Source organism: Acuticoccus sp. (assembly GCF_965213555.1).
Lineage (GTDB): Bacteria > Pseudomonadota > Alphaproteobacteria > Rhizobiales > Amorphaceae > Acuticoccus.
Window position 1 is genome coordinate 2,169,504 of sequence record NZ_OZ243890.1, and the last position, 18,681, is coordinate 2,188,184.

At 72.2% G+C, this 18,681-nt stretch carries 15 protein-coding genes; 6 read left to right on the top strand and 9 right to left on the bottom strand.

Annotated elements, in window-relative coordinates:
• Positions 1-36 precede the first annotated feature (36 nt).
• A complete protein-coding gene (locus ACOOE8_RS10275) occupies positions 37-756 on the top strand; it encodes a 16S rRNA (uracil(1498)-N(3))-methyltransferase (protein WP_420391384.1) in 720 nt (239 codons plus the stop codon).
• Positions 757-843: 87 nt separating this feature from the next.
• On the top strand, positions 844-2,214 hold the full coding sequence (locus ACOOE8_RS10280) for a glutamate--cysteine ligase (protein WP_420391385.1): 1,371 nt from the start codon (positions 844-846) through the stop codon (positions 2,212-2,214).
• A gap of 13 nt (positions 2,215-2,227) precedes the next feature.
• Here the strand turns inward: ACOOE8_RS10280 and mdoH are convergent, their stop codons facing one another.
• From mdoH to ACOOE8_RS10305, 5 genes are all read right to left on the bottom strand, one after another.
• Complete coding sequence (gene mdoH / locus ACOOE8_RS10285; RefSeq protein ID WP_420391386.1) at positions 2,228-4,327, bottom strand: glucans biosynthesis glucosyltransferase MdoH; 2,100 nt, start codon at positions 4,325-4,327, stop codon at positions 2,228-2,230.
• Positions 4,315-5,886 (bottom strand): glucan biosynthesis protein, encoded by a 1,572-nt coding sequence (locus tag ACOOE8_RS10290; RefSeq protein ID WP_420391387.1) that lies wholly within the window; start codon positions 5,884-5,886, stop codon positions 4,315-4,317. Before ACOOE8_RS10290 ends, mdoH begins: the two co-directional genes overlap by 13 nt.
• A 144-nt stretch (positions 5,887-6,030) precedes the next feature.
• Complete coding sequence (locus ACOOE8_RS10295; RefSeq protein ID WP_420391388.1) at positions 6,031-6,444, bottom strand: (deoxy)nucleoside triphosphate pyrophosphohydrolase; 414 nt, start codon at positions 6,442-6,444, stop codon at positions 6,031-6,033.
• A 5-nt stretch (positions 6,445-6,449) separates the two neighbouring features.
• Positions 6,450-7,673, bottom strand: a complete 1,224-nt coding sequence (argJ, locus tag ACOOE8_RS10300) for a bifunctional glutamate N-acetyltransferase/amino-acid acetyltransferase ArgJ (protein WP_420391389.1) — start codon at positions 7,671-7,673, stop codon at positions 6,450-6,452.
• Positions 7,674-7,902: 229 nt separating this feature from the next.
• Complete coding sequence (locus tag ACOOE8_RS10305; protein WP_420391390.1) at positions 7,903-8,910, bottom strand: peptidylprolyl isomerase; 1,008 nt, start codon at positions 8,908-8,910, stop codon at positions 7,903-7,905.
• Between the two features lie 152 nt (positions 8,911-9,062).
• On the opposite strand from ACOOE8_RS10305, the gene secA reads away from it, so the two are divergent.
• Together secA and ACOOE8_RS10315 are read left to right on the top strand one after the other, a co-directional pair.
• A complete protein-coding gene (gene secA, locus ACOOE8_RS10310; RefSeq protein ID WP_420391391.1) occupies positions 9,063-11,906 on the top strand; it encodes a preprotein translocase subunit SecA in 2,844 nt (947 codons plus the stop codon).
• A gap of 12 nt (positions 11,907-11,918) precedes the next feature.
• Positions 11,919-13,178, top strand: coding sequence for an adenylate/guanylate cyclase domain-containing protein (locus tag ACOOE8_RS10315; protein ID WP_420391392.1), 1,260 nt, complete (start codon positions 11,919-11,921; stop codon positions 13,176-13,178).
• Here ACOOE8_RS10315 and ACOOE8_RS10320 read toward each other — a convergent pair.
• From ACOOE8_RS10320 to ACOOE8_RS10335, 4 genes are read right to left on the bottom strand one after another with little or no spacing between them, the layout of a single operon-like run.
• Positions 13,160-13,903 carry a HesA/MoeB/ThiF family protein gene (locus tag ACOOE8_RS10320; RefSeq protein WP_420391393.1) on the bottom strand — a complete coding sequence of 248 codons (744 nt, stop codon included), beginning with the start codon at positions 13,901-13,903 and terminating at the stop codon, positions 13,160-13,162. The two genes, ACOOE8_RS10315 and ACOOE8_RS10320, sit on opposite strands and share 19 nt — an antisense overlap.
• A complete protein-coding gene (gene dut, locus ACOOE8_RS10325) occupies positions 13,900-14,337 on the bottom strand; it encodes a dUTP diphosphatase (RefSeq protein WP_420391394.1) in 438 nt (145 codons plus the stop codon). The genes ACOOE8_RS10320 and dut overlap by 4 nt, the downstream gene beginning before the upstream one ends.
• Before the next feature lie 53 nt (positions 14,338-14,390).
• Positions 14,391-15,572 (bottom strand): bifunctional phosphopantothenoylcysteine decarboxylase/phosphopantothenate--cysteine ligase CoaBC, encoded by a 1,182-nt coding sequence (coaBC, locus tag ACOOE8_RS10330; RefSeq protein ID WP_420391395.1) that lies wholly within the window; start codon positions 15,570-15,572, stop codon positions 14,391-14,393.
• A 9-nt stretch (positions 15,573-15,581) separates the two neighbouring features.
• Entirely contained in the window at positions 15,582-16,763 is a 1,182-nt protein-coding gene (locus ACOOE8_RS10335; RefSeq protein WP_420391396.1) for a penicillin-binding protein activator, read from the bottom strand.
• A gap of 49 nt (positions 16,764-16,812) precedes the next feature.
• Between ACOOE8_RS10335 and rsmI the strand changes: the two genes are divergently transcribed.
• Positions 16,813-17,691, top strand: a complete 879-nt coding sequence (gene rsmI / locus ACOOE8_RS10340; protein WP_420391397.1) for a 16S rRNA (cytidine(1402)-2'-O)-methyltransferase — start codon at positions 16,813-16,815, stop codon at positions 17,689-17,691.
• 57 nt (positions 17,692-17,748) lie between these two features.
• Positions 17,749-18,678 (top strand): glutathione synthase, encoded by a 930-nt coding sequence (gene gshB, locus ACOOE8_RS10345; RefSeq protein WP_420391398.1) that lies wholly within the window; start codon positions 17,749-17,751, stop codon positions 18,676-18,678.
• Positions 18,679-18,681 lie beyond the last annotated feature (3 nt).

Consider the following 18,681-nt stretch of genomic DNA (forward strand, 5'->3'; position numbering starts at 1 on the left):
CACTTCGGAGCCGGGTCGGAACACCTCGAGCACGCCTTGAGCCAAGACTTCACCGCCGTGCGCCTGTTCGTCTGCGCGGACCTGCCAGGGCCCATCGCCCTCGACGCCGCACAGGTGAACTACCTGCGCAACGCCCTGCGGCTCGGCCCCGGCGCGACCTTCCTCGCGTTCAACGGACGCGATGGGGAGTGGCGCGCCACGATCGCCGAGCTGCGCAAGGGGGCAGGGACGGCGAACGCCGAGGAGCGCACGCGGCCGCAGACCGCGCCACCCACGCTCGCCTACGCCTTCGCGCCGCTGAAGCAGGCAAGGCTCGACTACATGGTGCAGAAGGCGACGGAGATGGGCGCGGGACGCCTCGTCCCGGTCCTCACCCAGCACGGTCAGGTGCGGCGCATCAACAGGGACCGGATGAGGGCGAACGCGGTCGAGGCGTGCGAGCAGTGCGGCATCCTGTCGGTGCCTGCGGTCGAGGACCCGGTGCCGCTCGCGACCTTCATGGGAACCTGGGAGGGCAAGCTGGTGGTGGCGGACGAGGCGCTCGTTGGCACGGCGATCGACCCAGTTGCGACGATCCGCGCCGCCGGCACGCCGCTCGCCGTCCTCGTCGGCCCTGAGGGCGGCTTCTCGCAGGACGAACGCGAGCGCTTCTCCAAGCGTGCCGTGGGCGTGTCGCTGGGGCCGCGGATCCTGCGGGCGGACACGGCCGCCGTCGCGCTCCTCGCGCTCGTGGAGGCGGCGTTCCCCACCACCTGATACTTGGCATGGCACGCAGTTGCGCGGCGCGGTGGGCCTGCCTAATGTCCGGCCGCCAGCGGCTCGGCCGCGAGCCGCGAGGGGACCATGGCGCGCGACACCTTGGACGACACGCCCATCGAGGGCCGCGACGCGCTGGTCGCCCACATCGCCGGCGGAGAGAAGCCGCCGGCCGAGTTCCGCATCGGCACCGAGCACGAGAAGTTCGCCTTCGACCTCGCGGACCTGTCGCCGGTGCCCTACGGCGGCGAGCGCGGCATCGCGGCGATCCTCGAGGCGCTGCGTCAGTCGTCGGGATGGGATGCGATCACCGACGAGGGGCGCCTCATCGGCCTCGCTGCGCCGTCGGGGGGCGGGGCGATCTCCATCGAGCCGGGCGGCCAGTTCGAGCTGTCCGGTGCGCCGCTCGAGACGCTGCACGAGACGTGCGTCGAGGCGAACGGCCACCTGCGCGAGGTGCGCGCCATCGCCGAGCGGCTCGGCCTCGGCTTCCTCGGCCTCGGCTTCGCGCCGACCTGGACGCTCGAGGAGGCGGCGCGCATGCCCAAGCAGCGCTACGACATCATGCGCCGCCACATGACGAAGGTCGGCACCCGCGGGCTCGACATGATGCACCGCACGACGACGATCCAGGTCAACCTCGACTACGCGAGCGAGGCGGACATGGTAGCCAAGATGCGCGTCGGCCTTGCCCTGCAGCCGGTGGCGACGGCGCTGTTCGCCAACTCGCCGTTCTTGGAGGGAGCGCCGAACGGCCTGCGCTCCAACCGCGCGAAGGTCTGGCACGACGTCGACCCGGCACGCTGCGGGCCGCTCCCGTTCGCGTTCGACGAGGGGTTCTCCTACGAGGGCTACGTCGACTGGGCGCTCGGCGTGCCGATGTACTTCGTCAAGCGCGGGGACACCTACATCGAGGCGACGGAGGCCACCTTCGCCGACTTCATGGCGGGACGGTTCGCCAAGCTCCCCGGCGAGCGCCCGACCATGGGCGACTGGATCAACCACCTGTCGACGCTGTTCCCCGAGGTGCGGCTGAAGCGCTTCCTGGAGATGCGCGGCGCCGACGGCGGCCCGTGGGCTCGCATCTGTGCGCTGCCCGCGTTCTGGGTCGGCCTGCTGTACGACGGCGGCGTCCTCGATCAGGCGACGGCGCTCGTCGCCGAGCTCTCCGCCGACGATCGCCGCGCCATGCTCGAGCGCGTGCCGCACGACGGGCTCGGCACGAGGGTGGGACGCCGCACGGTGGCGGACCTCGCGCGCGACGCCCTGGCGCTCGCGTCCGAGGGGCTGCGCCGGCGCGGCAAGGCGAGCGGGGAGGCGCCCGACGAGCGGGCGTTCCTCACCGTCCTCGAGGATGCCGCCCACTCGGGCCGCTCGCCGGCCGACGAGCTGCTCGACGCTTACCGGGGGCCCTGGAAGGGGGACGTGCGCAAGGTGTTCGAGACGAACGCCTTCTGACTTCAACGCCCCGTCAGGCCGCTTCCGCCTCGCTGGCGCGGCCGAGGGACAGCGCGCGGTCGAGCAGCGCCGGCTCCGACACGACGGCGAGGCGCTCGTCGGGCGCGAGCCAGGAGGCGTACTCGTCGAGGCTCGTCGCCTCGCCGAGCTTGGCGACGGCGAGCGCCCGCGCGGGCTCGAACGCCCCGCGCCCCCGCGTCGCAGGCTCCAGCGAGCTGGCATGGGCCACCCGGAGCACCGGATCGGCGGCGAGCGCCATCAACGCGTCGGCGGGCTTGGCGTGCGGGAACTCGTGGGACAGGCGGCGCGCGGCGAGGAGGACGACGGGAGGCGCCACCTCCTGGGGCGTCGTCATCAGCCGACCACGCCGCAGCCGCCGCGCGAGCGCCCGCGATCCCGCCGCGCGGGAGATCGGCGCCGCGGCGAGGAGCGAGAGGAGCGTCGGCGCCATCCAGGCCGACAGGACCGGGGAGTGCAGCACCGCCACGACGGCCATGGCAAGGCCGGTGACGCTGTGCGGCGCGTGGAACGCCAGGGCGTCGCGCCACGCCAGCTTCGATCCCCGCCGCACCTGCGGCATCCAGCCCACCGCGCGGCCGGACAGGATGGCGGCGACGATCTGCGTCTGCGCGAGCATCATGATCGGCGCGACCAGGGTAGACACCAGGAGCTCGACGCCGCTCGATGCCGCGAGCCGCGCCGTGCCGCCGCAGCGCTGGCGCACAGCGGGGTCGGCGATGGCATGGGCGAGCCCCATCGCCTTCGGCACCAAGAGGACGGCGAGGGAGATCGCGAGCAGCGCGGTCATGCGAGGGGCGTCGAAGGCGGGCCACGTGGGGAACAGCGCGAACGCCTCGGGGAAGTACTCCGGCCGGATGAACGTCGCCTGCACCGCAAGGGCGAGCCCGGTGAGGATGAGGAGGAGCCACAGCGGGCTCATCAGGTAGGCGAGGATCCCGATGGCAAGGTGCAGCCGCGAGGCCGGCAGCAGCCCTGCTGCGGTGAGGACGCGAAGGTGCTGCAGGTTGCCCTGCGCCCAGCGCCGGTCGCGGCGGATCACGCCGATGAGGTCGCCCGGCGCCCCCTCGTAGGACCCTTCGATGTCGTGTCGCAGCGTCACCGTCCAGCCGGCGCGGCGCACCAGCGCGGCCTCGACGAAGTCGTGCGACAGGATCGGCCCGCCGAGCGGCGGACGTCCGCGCAGCGTCGGCAGCCCCGCCGCGCCGGCGAACGCCTCCATGCGGATGATGGCGTTGTGCCCCCAGTAGTTGCCGTCGTCGCCGGACCACGCAGCGAGCCCGCGGGAGATGACCGGACCGGTCATCGCGCTGGCGAACGCCTGCGCCCGGGCGAACGGCGTCGCCCCGGTGAGGAGGACCGGTGCGGTCTGGATGATGCCGGCCGACGGTTCCGCCTCCATGGCCGAGCGCAGCGCGCAGAGGCAGTCGCCGGTCATCAGGCTGTCGGCGTCGAGCACGATCATGTGCGCGTACCGCCCGCCCCAGCGCGTCACGAAGTCAGCGACGTTGCCGGCCTTGCGCCCGGCGTTCGTCCGTCGCCGACGGTACCACACCCGGGTCGGGCCGGCACGGCGGCGCAGGATGGCGAGCGCGCGCTCCTCGGCGATCCAAGTCTCCGCGTCCGTCGAGTCGGACAGGAGGAACACCTCGAAGCGGTCGGCCACCTCGCGCGGCAGGTCGGCCACCATCGCAGCGAGAGCGGAGTAGACTTCACTCACGTTCTCGTTGTAGATCGGCATCACCAGCGCGGTGAGCGGCCCGCCGAGCGACGGTGCCGCTGCGGGCCTGGGAGACGGTGCAAGGAGGCCGACGATGGCGTTCGCGGCGGCGAAGGCGATCCACGCGAAGGCGACGCTGAAGACCGCGACGAGGGCCCACTCGAGCGTTGCCATGCCGCCCACCTGCGCGACGGCGTGCATCTCGAGCGCCGCGAACACCGTGCCGCCCAGCGTGATGGCGATGAGGAGGAGCCGTGCGGCGAGCGTGCGGGCCATCGGCCGGTGCAAGGTTCCGCGCCGCGGTGGGGCCTCGCCGAGGTTCTGCGTCGGCATCGCGAGCGGCGCGGCGGTCGGGGTGAAGGTTAGCTTGTCCATCGGTACAGCCAGCGTTCCGCGGGGGGACCCGCCACGGGATCAAGTTCGAGCCTGAGCTCGGAGGAGTCGGCGCCCTTGGGGTCGAGTTCGAAGCTGATCCGCGCGACCCCCGGCACGGGCGTGTCGTAAAGGACGAGGTTCGACGCGGTGCCGGTCGACGCCTCCACGCGCACCACTGCGTCCTCGAGGTCGAGGCCGTTCGTTACGTAGTCGATGACGAACAGGAGCGCGTCATCCGCTAGGGTCCGACCGATCCGCGTCGACAGGACGCGCGGTCCGGGCGCGGCCTCGCGCGGCAGCGCGTCCCACTGGATCCGGTAGGCGAACGTCGTCGGAACGCCAGGCACGATCGGCGTGCCGGGCTGCCAGTAGGCGACGATGTTGTCGTTGTACTCCTTGTCCGTCGGGATCTCGAACAGGACGACCGAGCCGGCGCCCCAGTTCCCGAGCGGCTCCACCCAGGCGGACGTCCGCAGGTCGTAGCGCGCTTCGACGTCCTGATAGTCCTCGAACCGGCGATGGCGCTGTGCCAGGCCGAAGCCGCGCGGCCCATCGTCCGCGAAGGCGGAGACCTGAAGTCGGGTCGGGTTGTTGAGGGGGCGCCACAGCCACTCGCCTGCACCCGTGTGGATGGACAGGCCGTCCGAGTCGTGCACGGCGGGGCGGTAGTCCTCGAAGCGCGAGCGGTTGACGCCGCCGAACAGGAACATCGAGGAGAACGGCGCGAAGCCCACCGTTTCTATGGTGCGCCGCGCGAACACGGTGAGCTCGACCTCCGTGATCGTGGCGTCCCCTGGCGTCAGCGTCATGTGCGCGACGCCGCTGGCGGAGGGCGTGTCGAGGAGCGCGTGCACGACGACGCTGGCGCCGCCGTCCGGCACCGCCTCGATCCAGTAGCCGCGGAAGATCGGGAACTCCTCGCCGCGGGGCGAGCCGGTGTCGATGGCGAGCCCGCGCGCGGACAGCCCGTACGTCTCGCCCGCACCGACGGCCCGGAAGTAGCTCGCACCCTGGAACACGGCGAACTCGGAGATCTCGCCGGTGGCGCCGACGTCCGCGTGCAGGCGGAAGCCGGAGAACGGCAGCGGGCCCTCCGGCAACTGCGCGGCGGCCAGCTCCCCGACGACGTACGCCGCAGGCTCGTAGACGATGCGCTGCGCGGTGTCGTCCGAGACGAGCCAAAGGTCGACCGGCTGGTTGTAGACGAAGCCCGGCAGCAGCGCGTCGAAGGAGAACGACCTGTCGGCCGACAGCGGTTGTGGCCACACCCGGCTCGGCCCGATCTGACGGTAGGCCGAGTAGCCCATCGCGCGCAGCGTCTCCGGCACCGCGCCTGTCCGGTCCTCGAAGGGACGCCCCGCGAGCTCTGCCGCCTTGGCGCGCAGCAGCTCGCGCGAGAAGGGGGCGAGCTCGCCGTAGAGCCGCGCATCGCGATCCGACACCGCCTCTGTCCCAGCGGCGAGTGCCTGACCTACACGACGGAACGACCAGCTCGGGATCGCCGCGGTCGCGCCGAGAAGCGCGGCACCGGCCATGAGCTGCCGCCGGGCGAATTTCATCGAAGGTCTCCAAGGCGTCGCATGCCATCGGCTCGTCACGAAGCGCGCACCAGCAAGGGTCCGGCCGCCGCACATCCTGTGCCGACCGTGTCACTTGAGCAAAGAATTAAGTCCGTTGTGCGGCGCAACAAGCTTGCGGACGCATCAGCGGGTGCTGCCGTTGAACCTCGACTGAACGGCCGCGATCAGCGGCGCGTCCGCCGCCGGCATCGCCGCGGCGTCGAGCTCGCCGGGCGCGACGAAGCGCACCGCAGCCACCTCGCGGGCGACCGGCGTGCCGGACCACCCGCCTGCGTGGTAGAGCGGCATCAGGAGGTGGAAGTCGTCGTAGGCGTGGCTCGCGAAGGTGAGCGGCGTGAGGGCGTCCGGCGCCACGACGACGCCGACCTCCTCGGCGAGCTCGCGCACGAGCGCAGCCTCGGGCGTCTCGCCGTCCTCCACCTTCCCGCCGGGGAACTCCCACAGCCCTGCCATCGCCTTGCCCGGCGGGCGCTGGGTGATGAGGACGCGGCCCTGCGCGTCGACGAGCGCGGCGGCGACGACGAGGACGAGCCGCACGCCGGTCAGGTGCGGTAGTCGCCGTTGATCGCGACGTAAGCCTTGGTGAGGTCGCACGTCCACACCACGCCCTCACCGTCGCCCAGGCCAAGGTCGACGGTGAGGACGATCTCCGGCTCGCGCATGACGGCGGATGCTGCGGCCTCCGAGTAGTCCGGGTCCCGCTCGCCGTCGGCGGCCACGCGCACGTCGCCGAACCAGATGGCGAGGCGGTCGCGGTCGGCCGGCTCCCCGGCCTTGCCGACGGCCATGACGACGCGGCCCCAGTTGGCGTCCTCGCCGGCGATCGCCGTCTTGACGAGGGGCGAGTCCGCGATGGCGCGGGCGATGCGGCTCGCGGATGCGTCGCTCTCGGCACCGCGCACGGCGACGGTGACGAACTTCGTGCAGCCCTCGCCATCCTTCACGACGAGGTGGGCGAGCTCCAGGAGGAGGTCCGACAGCGCCGCGCAGAAGGCGCGTGCGTCCCCGCCCTGCGCCTCGCCGATGGGGGCGCCCGATGCGCCGGTCGCGAAGGCGAGCACGGTGTCGGACGTCGAGGTGTCGGAGTCCACCGTGATCCTGTTGAAGCTCGCCGCCACGGCGTCGGTGAGCATCGGCTGGAGCACCTCAGCCGGCACGGCAGCGTCGGTGGCGACGAACGAGAGCATCGTCGCCATGTCGGGTGCGATCATGCCGGCGCCCTTGGCGATGCCGACGAGGGTGGTGGGTGTGCCGCCGAGGCTCACGGTGCGCGAGGCGACCTTCGGGAAGGTGTCCGTGGTCATGATCGCCCGGGCCGCGTCGGCCCAGCCGGACGGGGCCAGCCGGGAGGCGGTCTCGTCCATCACCGACGCGAACTTGCCTGCGTCGAGCGGCTCGCCGATCACGCCGGTGGAGGCGAGGAAGACGTGCGCCGTCTCGATCCCGAGCGCTTGCGCCACAAGCTCGGCCGAGCTCGCCGTCGCCTCGCGCCCCTTGCGGCCGGTGAAGGCGTTGGCGTTGCCGGCATTGACGAGGAGGGCGCGGGCGACGCCGGCAGGGGTGCGCTCGCGGCACCACTCCACCGGTGCGGAGGGGCAGCGTGAGCGGGTGTACGTGCCGGCGACGGTGGTCCCCTCGTCGAACGCCATCAGGAGCACGTCGGTGCGCCCGGCGCGCTTGATGCCCGCCTGCGCCGTCGCGATCCGCACGCCGCCCACCGCGGCGGGCTCGGCGACGGAGGTCGGCGCGAACGGGGAGACGGTCATCGCGGCAGCCCCGCCGGACCGCACGCTGCGTGCGGCGAGGCGGGATCGGGTTGGTCGGAGTTAAGCGCGCGGGCTGTGGCCATGGACCTGTCTACGGATGGCGCGGCGGCGCGGGGAGGGCCGCACCGCCGACGGACGGCCGTGATGCACGACGCTCCGTCGGCGGTGTCAAGCCGGTGACGTTGGCTTGAGGTGGCGATGTGTCCGCATCGCCACCGGCCGACCCATGTTACTGCGCGGGCGTCGCCGCAGCGTCGGGTTGCGGCGTGCCCGAGGCATCGGCTGGCGACGCGCCCGCGGGCGCTGCAGCGGCAGCATCGGAGCGCTCGATGGAGGCCGCCTGCTTCAGCTCCTCGATCTCGTCGACGTAGGCCTCGCGCACCATGATCTGTTGGATCTGCGGCGCGACCTCCTCGAGCGGCGGGACGGGCACGGTCCGCGTCTCGTCCAGGCGGATGACGTGGTAGCCGAACTGGGACTGCACCGGTTCCTCGGTGATCTCGCCGGGCTCGAGGTCGAACGCTGCCTCCTCGAACTGCGGCACCATCTGGCCCTTCGCGAAGAAGCCGAGCGAGCCGCCCTGCTCGGCCGAGCCGGGGTCCTTGGAGTTCGCGGCCGCGAGCTCGGCGAAGTCCGCCCCCGCTTGCAGCTCGGCGATCAGCTCGCGCGCCCTCGCCTCGTCCTCGACCAGGATGTGGCTGGCGCTCACCTGCTCGCGCGGCGGCAGCTTGGACGCCTCCTCCTCGTAGCGCGCGGCGACCGCCTCCTCGGTCACGGTGCGCTCGATGAGGCTTTGCATGTAGCTCTCCTGCAGCGCCTGCATGCGCTGGAACTCCATGCGCTGGGTGAACGCCTCGGTGTCGTCGAGGCCCTCGTTCGCGGCCGCGTCCGCCATCAGGTGCATGTCGATCAACAGGGACAGCACCATGTCGTCGCGCTGGCCTTCGGGCACGCGCTCGACCGCCTCGCCGAGCGCCGCGCGGGCGAAGTCCACGTCGGCGCCGGTGATCTCCTCGCCGTTCACCGTGGCGACCACCTCATCGGGGCCGGACGCCCCGGCGCCGGTCGCCGGCGCGCCCGCTGCGGTCTCCTGACCGGGCTCGACGGTCGTCTGCATGCTCGAGGCAGCCGGCGCCTCCTCGGTGCTTGAGCCGGGGGCCTGCGCTTGCGCGAGGGCCGGTGCGATCGCGGCGAGGAGGGCAAGGGACCCCACGCCCAACGTGCGCTTCAACATCATTCGTTCCTTCGGGTGACGGCAGGGGCTCGTTTGACATGCCCCCACCCCAAACATATGTCGGATCGCGCGCGGCGGACCTCCTGGGCACCGCCCCTCGCGCTGGCTCGTCGTCGTGGCCGCGCGCCGTTCCGCCCGACGTTTGAGGATCTTGGATGCTCGGCACCCTGACCAAACGCATCTTCGGCTCGGCGAACGACCGCCGCATCAAGGGCTACCGCACCCGTGTGGAGGCGATCAACGCCGTCGAGCCCGAATACGAGCGGCTGAGCGACGCGGACCTTAGGGCAAAGACCGCTGCGCTGCGCGCCGAGCTCGCCGCAGGCAAGTCCCTCGACGACCTTCTGGTGCCGGCCTTCGCGACCGTGCGCGAGGCGGCCAAGCGCACCCTCGGGCAGCGCCACTTCGACGTCCAGCTCATCGGCGGCATGGTGTTGCACGAGGGGGGGATCGCCGAGATGAAGACGGGCGAGGGCAAGACCCTGGTCGCGACCCTCGCGGTCTACCTCAACGCGTTGGCCGGCCACGGCGTCCACGTCGTCACCGTGAACGACTACCTCGCCCAGCGCGACTCCGAGTGGATGGGGCAGATCTACCGCTTCCTCGGCATGGAGGTCGGCGTCATCGTACACGGCAGGTCGGACGCCGAGCGCCGCGCCGCCTACGCCGCCGACATCACCTACGGCACCAACAACGAGTATGGCTTCGACTACCTGCGCGACAACCTGAAGTACGACCTGCGCGCGATGGCCCAGCGCGGTCACAACTTCGCGATCGTGGACGAGGTCGACTCCATCCTGATCGACGAGGCGCGCACGCCGCTCATCATCTCCGGGCCCCTCGAGGACCGCTCCGAGTTCTACAACACCGTCGACACCTTCATCCCGCGGCTCGCGCCCGAAGATTACGAGGTCGACGAGAAGATGCGCACCGCCACCTTCACCGAGGCCGGCAACGAGAAGCTCGAGGAGCTCCTTCGCGCTGCGGACCTCCTGAAGGGGGAGACGCTTTACGACGTCGAGAACGTCTCCGTCGTCCACCACCTGCAGCAGGCGCTGCGCGCGCACCGGCTGTTCCAGCGCGACCGGGACTACATCGTCAAGAACGGCGAGGTGATCATCATCGACGAGTTCACCGGCCGGATGATGCCCGGCCGGCGCTACGGCGAGGGCCTGCACCAGGCGCTGGAGGCCAAGGAGCACCAGCCGATCCAGCCGGAGAATCAGACGGTCGCGTCGATCACGTTCCAGAACTACTTCCGCATGTACGACAAGCTCGCCGGCATGACGGGTACGGCCGTGACCGAGGCGCAGGAGTTCATGGACATCTACAAGCTCGACGTCGTCTCGATCCCGACCAACGTCCCGGTCAAGCGCGTTGATGAGGACGACCAAGTCTACCGCACGCAGGCCGAGAAGTTCGACGCCATCGTCGAGCTGATCCGCGAGGCGCACGGCAAGGGGCAGCCGATCCTCGTCGGCACGACGTCCATCGAGAAGTCCGAGGCGCTCGCCGAGCGGCTGAAGAGCGAGGGCTTCCGGCAGCGCGACGTGTCCGACTCCCAAGCCGCCGCGAGGATCGGCGAGACCGGCAAGGGCGGCAAGCCGACGTTCCAGGTGCTCAACGCCCGCTTCCACGAGCAGGAGGCGAAGATCATCTCCCAGGCCGGCGTGCCCGGTGCGATCACCATCGCGACGAACATGGCCGGACGCGGCACCGACATCCAGCTCGGCGGCAACCCGGACATCCTCATCGCGGAGGAGCTCGGCCCGCGGGACGCCCAGGGCAGCGACGACCCGGACCGTGCCGGCAAGGAGGCTGCGATCCGCCAGCGCGTCGCCGAGCTGAAGGCCAAGGCGCTGGGGGCTGGCGGCCTCTTCGTCCTTGCTACCGAGCGGCACGAGTCCCGGCGCATCGACAACCAGCTCCGCGGCCGCTCCGGCCGCCAAGGCGACCCGGGACGCTCGCGCTTCTACCTGTCGCTGCAGGACGACCTCATGCGCATCTTCGGGTCGGAGCGCATGGACGGGATGCTGCGCCGCCTCGGCCTCGAGGAGGGCGAGGCCATCGTCCACCCGTGGATCAACCGAGCGCTCGAGAAGGCGCAGCAGAAGGTCGAGGCGCGCAACTTCGACCAGCGCAAGAACGTCCTCAAGTACGACGACGTGATGAACGACCAGCGCAAGGTGATCTTCGAGCAGCGTCGCGAGCTGATGCAGGACGAGGAGGTGCGCTCGACGATCAACGAGATGCGCCACGACGTCGTCGACGTCATCGTCGCCAAGCACATCCCCGAGAAGGCCTACCCCGAACAGTGGGACACCGAGGGCCTGCACGAGGAGGTGCAGAAGATCCTCGGCATCGACGCGCGGGTTAGGGACTGGGCGAACGAGGAGGGGATCGCCGACCAGGAGATTCGCGAGCGCCTCAAGCAGGCGGCGGACGAGGCGGCGGCGAGGAAGGTCGCCAAGTACGGCTCGGACATGTGGCGGCAGGTGGAGAAGTCCGTCCTCCTGCAGACCCTCGACCACCTGTGGCGCGAGCACATCGCGACGCTCGACCACCTGCGCTCCGTCGTCGGCTTCCGTGGCTACGCCCAGCGCGATCCGCTCAACGAGTACAAGACCGAGGCGTTCGCGCTGTTCGAGGCGATGCTCGTCGAGCTGCGCAGCGCGGTCACCGGGCAGCTCATGCACCTCGAGATCCAGGTGCAGGCGCCGCCGCAGCTTCCCGAGGACCCCACGGGGGACTACGACCTGCACCACATCGACCCGCTGACCGGCGAGGACGAGGAGGGTGGCGGCGAGCTCGAGTACGCCGGCGCCGGCGCGCCAACGGACGGCGAGGTCGCCGAGGCCCGTGCGCCGCGCAGCCTGCGCAAGGCCGGCGTCGAGCGGTCCGCTGCGGACCCGTCCACGTGGGGCAAGGTGAGCCGCAACGAGACGTGTCCCTGCGGCTCGGGCAAGAAGTACAAGCACTGCCACGGTCGGCCCACCTGACGGGCTGAGCCCATGGCCCACGGTGCGCTGATCGGCGAGCTCGAGGAGTTCCTGGCCATCGGCGCGCTGGAGGACATGCCGGTCGAGGTGATGCTGGCGGGGTTCTGCGAGCGGGCACGCGCCGGTGGGCTTCCCGTCGCGAGGGTGAGCGTCGCCTGGCGGCTGCTCGACCCGATCTACTACAGCCAGCAGACCGCCTGGCGGCTCGGCCATGGGATCAGCGTGGACCGGTTCCGGCACGGCGTCGGCGGCGCAAACGAAGCCTACCTGCGCTCGCCGCTGCGTCACGCGCTCGACCTCGACCTCGACGTGTTCCGACGCCGCATCGGCGAGCCGGCCGAGCGCGACGACTTCGGCGTGCTCGAGGACCTCGCCGCGGCGGGGCTGACCGACTACGTGCTGTGCCTGGTCGGCTTCGGCGAGCGCCGCGACGGCCTCGTCGCCAAGGCGCCCGGCGCAGGCCTCATGGTCAGCTTTGCCACGGATGCTCCGCCGGGGTTCGCCGACGGCGAGGTCGCGGCGCTTCTGCGCCTGCGGTACATGCTGGCGCTCGCTGCCCGCACCGCGATGCTGCGTGCCGCCGGCGAGCAGCTCGTCTCCACCTACCTCGCTCGCTCGGCGGGTCGGCGCGTGCTGCAGGGGACGATGGTGCGCGGCGACGGCGAGCTCATCGACGCCGTCATCTGGTACGCCGACCTCCGTCGCTCCACCGAGCTTTGCGAGGCGCTGGGCGCACAGCCCTACATCGCGCTGCTCAACGCGTTCTTCGCGGCGACCGCCGGCCCCGTCGCGGACGCCGGCGGCGACGTCCTCGACTTCATCGGCGACGCGGTGCTCGCCATCTTCCCGATGAACGAGGACGGCTTCGCGCGGGGGCGGACCGCGACCGTCGCCGCGCTCGCTGCGCTCGAGGACTTCCGCGACGCCCACGCCGCGGCGCTCGGCGGTCCGCGCACGCTCGCCGACGTCGCGGGCATCGCCATCGACATCGGCACGGTCGTCTACGGCAACATCGGCATCCCCGAGCGGCTGACGTTCTCGGTCATCGGCTCCGCGGTGAACAAGGTGGCGCGCATCGAGCGCATGACGAAGGCGCTCGGCGAGGTGGTGCTGGTCACGAATGCGATCGCCTCGTCCAACCCCAGGATGTTCGCCGACCGCGGCACGCATGCCCTCGATGGCCTTGCTGCGCCGCAGCGGCTCTACGCCCTGCGCACCGACCTCCTCGCCGAGGTTGCCAGCGGTGCTCCAGCCTACGTCGGCGGGCCGTAGGCGATCTCCTCGAAGCGCGCGTCCCGGGCATCGAACATGAGGAGGCGCCCGCGCAGCGGTTCCCCGATGCCGAGGAGGAGCTTGAGGACCTCGTTCGCCTGAAGGGTGCCGATCACGCCCGTGACCACGCCGAGGATGCCGAGGACGGCGCATTCGTCCTCCGCGGCGCCTTGGGTCGGGAAGAGATCGGTCAGCGCCGGCCAGCGCGTGCCGTCCGGACGCGCTTCGTGGGGCGTCAGCGTCGTCACGTGGCCGGAGAACATGGAGACGGCGGCCGACACGAGGGGAACGCGCGCCCGCTCCGCAGCGTCGGCCACGGCGAGGCGCGTCGCGGCGTTGTCCGAGCCGTCCGCCACGACGTCGGACCCAGCGATGAGTCCCGCGGCGTTGGCCTCGGTGAGGCGAACGGCGCGTGGCTCGACGACGACGTCTGGGTTGAGCCGCGTCACCGCGTCGGCGGCGCTCTCCACCTTGGCGCGCCCGAGGTCGGGCGTGCCGTGGAGGACCTGTCGCTGCAGGTTGGACAGCGCGACGGTGTCGTCGTCGGCCACCCGGATCGTGCCGACGCCGGCCGCCGCGAGGTAGGCGATGACGGGCGAGCCGAGCCCGCCCGCGCCGACCACCAGCACGCGGGCACGCCTTAGCCGCTGTTGCCCCGCGCCGCCGACGTCGGCGAGCACGAGGTGGCGGGCGTAGCGCTCGACCTCCTCCGGCGAGAACGTCACCGTCCGGTCGAGCCGAAGCCGCCGGCGCCGCGCGGCGTCGCATCGAGCGCGTCGGTCGCAACGAGCCGCACGCGGGTCACAGGAGCCACGACGAGCTGGGCGACCCGGTCGCCACGACGCACGGTGAACGCCTCCGGCGACAGGTTGACGAGGATCACGCTCACCTCGCCGCGATAGTCCGCGTCGATGGTGCCCGGCGTGTTCAGCACGGTGACACCATGTCGTGCCGCGAGCCCCGAGCGCGGCCGGACCTGCGCCTCCAGTCCGTCCGGCAGGGCGAGCGCGAGGCCCGTCGGCACCACGGTGCGCGACCAGGGCGCAAGGGTCACGGGCTCCGCGATCGCCGCCAGGAGGTCGAGTCCCGCCGCGCCCCCGCTGGCATAGGCCGGCGTCAGGCCCTCGCCGTGGGGCAGCAGGCGGTAGGGGACGTCCATGCCCCCAGCACTACCATCGGCGCGGCCCCACGGCATCCCACCGACGTGCTGCTTCAGTCCGAGCCGAGCGTGGCCGCGATGCGCTCGACGAGGCGCGCCGCGACCTCCGCCTTGCTGAGCCTTGGCCATGCCTCGACGCCGCGGGCGGTGACGAGGTGCACCGCGTTCTGGTCGGTGCCGAACACGCCCTCAGACACGTCGTTGGCGACGATCCAGTCGCAGCCCTTGCGCACCAGCTTGTCGCGCGCGTAGGCGACGACGTTCTGCGTCTCCGCCGCGAAGCCGACGACGAGGCGGGGGCGGTTCGTCGCTCGGCACACCGTGGCGAGGATGTCCGGGTTCTCGGTCAAGGTCAGCGTCGGCGGGCCGTCCGCCTTCTTCATCTTTTGCGCAGCGGCTTCCACGCGGAAGTCGGCCACGGCGGCGGCCATCACCGCCGCGTCGGCGGGCAGCGCGGCCTCCACCGCGGCGAGCATCTCGCGCGCCGTCTCCACCTTGCGAACGTCGACGCCCTTGGGCGGGGCGATCGTCACCGGCCCTGTCACCAGGGTGACGCGCGCCCCGGCCGCGGCGAGCGCGCCGGCGATGGCGTGGCCCTGGCGGCCGGACGAGCGGTTGGCGATGTAGCGCACCGGGTCGATGGGCTCGTGCGTCGGCCCGCTCGTCACGATCACGTGACGTCCGGCAAGGGGCCGCGCTGGGGCGAGCAGCGCCTCGATCGCCGCGAGGATCGCCTCGCTCGAGGCCAGTCGGCCGACGCCGGCCTCGTTGCGCTCGGCCATCTCGCCGGCCTCGGGTCCGACGAAGGCGACGCCGTCCTCCTCGAGACGGGCGACGTTGCGCGCGGTCGCTGGGTGCGCCCACATGAACGGGTTCATCGCGGGCGCGACGAGCACCGGCGCCCCGGTCGCAAGCAGCGCCGCGGTCGCGAGCTCGTCCGCGCGTCCAGCGGCCATGCGCGCCAGGATGTCGGCGCTCGCCGGGGCGACAAGGACGAGGTCGGCGGTGCGGGCGAGGCGGATGTGGCCGATCTCGCGTTCGCGGTCGAGGTCGAAGAGGTCGGTGAGCACCGGCGCGTTGGACAGCGCGCCGACCGACAGGGGGGTGACGAAGCGCGCGCCCGCCTCGGTGAGGATCGCCGGGGTCTCATGGCCGCGCTCGCGCAGGCGACGGACGAGGTCGAGGACCTTGTAGGCCGCGATCCCCCCGGCGATGACGAGGAGGACGCGCGCCATCCCCAGCCGTCAGAACGAGGGAGGGAACTTCGACGGCGCCTCGGACACGACGGTCGATGCGCCGTCCGCGCCCACCTCGTAGACGGCGAGGCCACGCTCGGAGAGGCCGTCCCGCGTCAGGCGGAAGATGCCGTCGACGCCGAGGAAGCCGTCGCTCGTCTGGAGCGATGCCGGTCGGAAGGCTCCGGCGCCGCGCGCGCCGACGAGGCCGTTGGCGAGCAGCGTCGCGTCGTAGACCAGCGAGGCCGTGCGCGGCGGCGGCGCCTGGTAGGCCGTGCGATAGCGCTCGGCGAACCCATCGAAGCCGCTGCCCGCAGCGCCTGGATACCAGGCGCCGACGAGTTCGGGCTCGGCGACGACGGCGCGGTTGTCCCATTGACCGCTGCCCAGAAGGCGCGCCTCGATGCCTGCCGCGGCGAGCGCACGCGCGGCCTCCGCCGGGTCGTCGCCGCCGTTCGGCACGAACACCGCGGCGGCTGCGCCGCGCCCGGCGAGCGCCTGCGCCGCCGACGCCACGTCGTCGGGGGCGTAGCGCTCCAGCGCGACGACGCGGCCCCCGGCCGAGGCCACCGCCTCGCGCAGCGCAGCCTCCATGACGAGGCCGTAGCCGTTGTCCGGCACGAGGCCGGCGAACGTCGTAACGCCGCGCTCGGCCGCGAAGCCGACGATGCGCGTGGCGTCCTGCTTGGGCAGGAAGGACAGGAGGTACGTGCCGCGTCCGGCGACGCTGGAGTCGGTGGAGAACGCCACCACCGGCACCCCGGCGGCACGCGCCGGCCCCACGACGCCGGAGACCGCCGGCGCGAACACGGGGCCGAGGATGAGCTGCGCCCCCTCCGCGATGGCGGCCTCCGCCGCGACTTGGGCGACGTCGGTCTCCCCTGCGGTGTCGCGGACGACGACGCGGATGTTGTCGGTGGCGACCTCGTTCATCGCGAGCTCGGCCGCGTTCTGGAAGGACTGGGCGAGCTGCGATGCGCTGCCTCCAGCGCTGAGGGGCAAGAGCATCGCCACGGTGACCGAACCGTCGCCGATGACACGCAGGTTCTGCGCCGACGGGTCCTCGCCCTGCGTGGCCAACACGTCCGGCGTGGGCGCTCCGCCGTCGCCGTAGCCGAAGCAGCCGGCGAGCGCCGTCAGCCCCACGAAGAGGGCGCTGCGCTGTAGAACCTTGGCGATCACCTTGTGCACGGGCGCATCCTCTACCATTGATGCGTCCGCGTTCAAGCGGGGAGCGGACGTGCCGCACCGACGCTTCACGGTGGACGGACTCGCGCTGACGGCGGAGCCCGCCGCGGCGGGGCTCCACGTCGTCGCGACGCCCATCGGCAACCTCGGCGACATCACGCTGCGGGCGGTGCGCACGCTCGCCGGCGTCGACGCGGTGGCGGCGGAGGACACGCGCCACACCTGGCGCCTCCTGTCGCACTACGGCATCGAGGCGACGATGCTGCGCTACGACGAGCACGGGGCGGCGGCGCGGCGGCCAAGGATCCTCGCCCGGCTCGAGGCCGGCGGGTCCATCGCGCTCGTCAGCGACGCCGGCACACCGCTCGTGTCCGACCCGGGCTACCGCCTGGTGCGCGAGGCGCGCGAGGCCGGGATCGCGGTCCACGCCGTGCCGGGGCCGTCGGCGCCCGTCGCCGCGCTGTCGGTGGCCGGGCTGCCGACGGACGCGTTCCTGTTCGCGGGCTTCCTGCCGGCCAAGTCCGGGGCGCGGCGCTCGCGGCTCGCCGAGCTCGCGGCGGTGCCGGCGACGCTCGCCCTGTTCGAGGCGCCGCACCGCCTCGCCGAGGCGCTCGCCGACTGCGCCGCGACGCTCGGAGGGGAGCGCGAGGCGGCGGTGGCGCGGGAGCTCACCAAGCGCTTCGAGACGGTGGTGCGCGGCTCCCTCGCCGAGCTCGCCGCGCGCTACGCCGACGACCCGGCCCGCGGCGAGGTGGTGATCCTCGTCGCGCCGCTCGCCGGACCGGCGCCGGTGGAGGAGACGGACGTCGACGCTCTCCTCGTGGCGGCCCTCGCCCGGCTCCCCGCGAGCGCCGCAGCTGCCGAGGTCTCCAAAGCGACCGGCCTCAACCGGCGCGAGCTCTACCGCAGGGCACTCGGCCTAAAGGCGTGAGCGCCTTGCCAAAGCCGTCCGACCCGGCGCAGTTGGGACCGGCGCAGGAGGTCGGCAATGGCGAAGGTCGCGGTCCAGATGGACCCCATCGGGAGCATCAACATCGCCGGCGACTCGACCTTCGCCCTGCTCCTGGAGGCGGCGCGGCGAGGCCACGAGCTGTTCCACGCGACGCCGGATCGGCTGACCTTCCACGCCGGCACGGTCTACTCGCGGCTGGAGCCGCTCCAGGTGCGCGACGAGCCGGGCAACCACGCGAGCCTCGGCGCGCCGGTGCGCACCGCGCTCGACGAGGTCGATGTCGTCCTCCTGCGGCAGGACCCCCCGTTCGACCTCGCCTACGTCACCTCGACCCACCTCCTCGAGATCGCGGACACGCTGGTGGTCAACGACCCGGCGGGGGTGCGCAACGCGCCCGAGAAGCTGTTCGTGCTCGAGTTCACCGACCTGATGCCGGACACGCTCATCACGCGTCGGCGCGACGAGGTCGCCGACTTCCATGCCGAGCACGGCGAGGTGGTCGTCAAGCCGCTCTACGGCAACGGCGGTGCCGCGGTCTTCAAGCTCGGCCGTTCCGACCCCAACACCGGCTCGCTCCTCGACATGTTCGAGGCGGCGTTCCGCGAGCCCTACGTGGTGCAGCGCTTCCTGCCGCGCGTCACCGAAGGGGACAAGCGCATCATCCTCATCGACGGCGAGTTCGCGGGGGCGGTGAACAGGGTCCCCCAGAAGGGCGAGATCCGCTCCAACATGGTGCGTGGCGGGGCGGCGACCGCCACCGAGCTGTCGGCGCGCGAGCGCGAGATCTGCGAGCGCGTGGGCCCTCGGATGCGCGAGATGGGCCTGCTGTTCGTCGGCCTCGACGTGATCGACGGGCTGCTCACCGAGATCAACGTCACCTCGCCGACGGGCATCCGGGCGGTGGAGAAGCTCGGTGGCCCCAACGTCGCCGCAATGTTCTGGGATGCGGTCGAGGCGCGGATCTGAGGC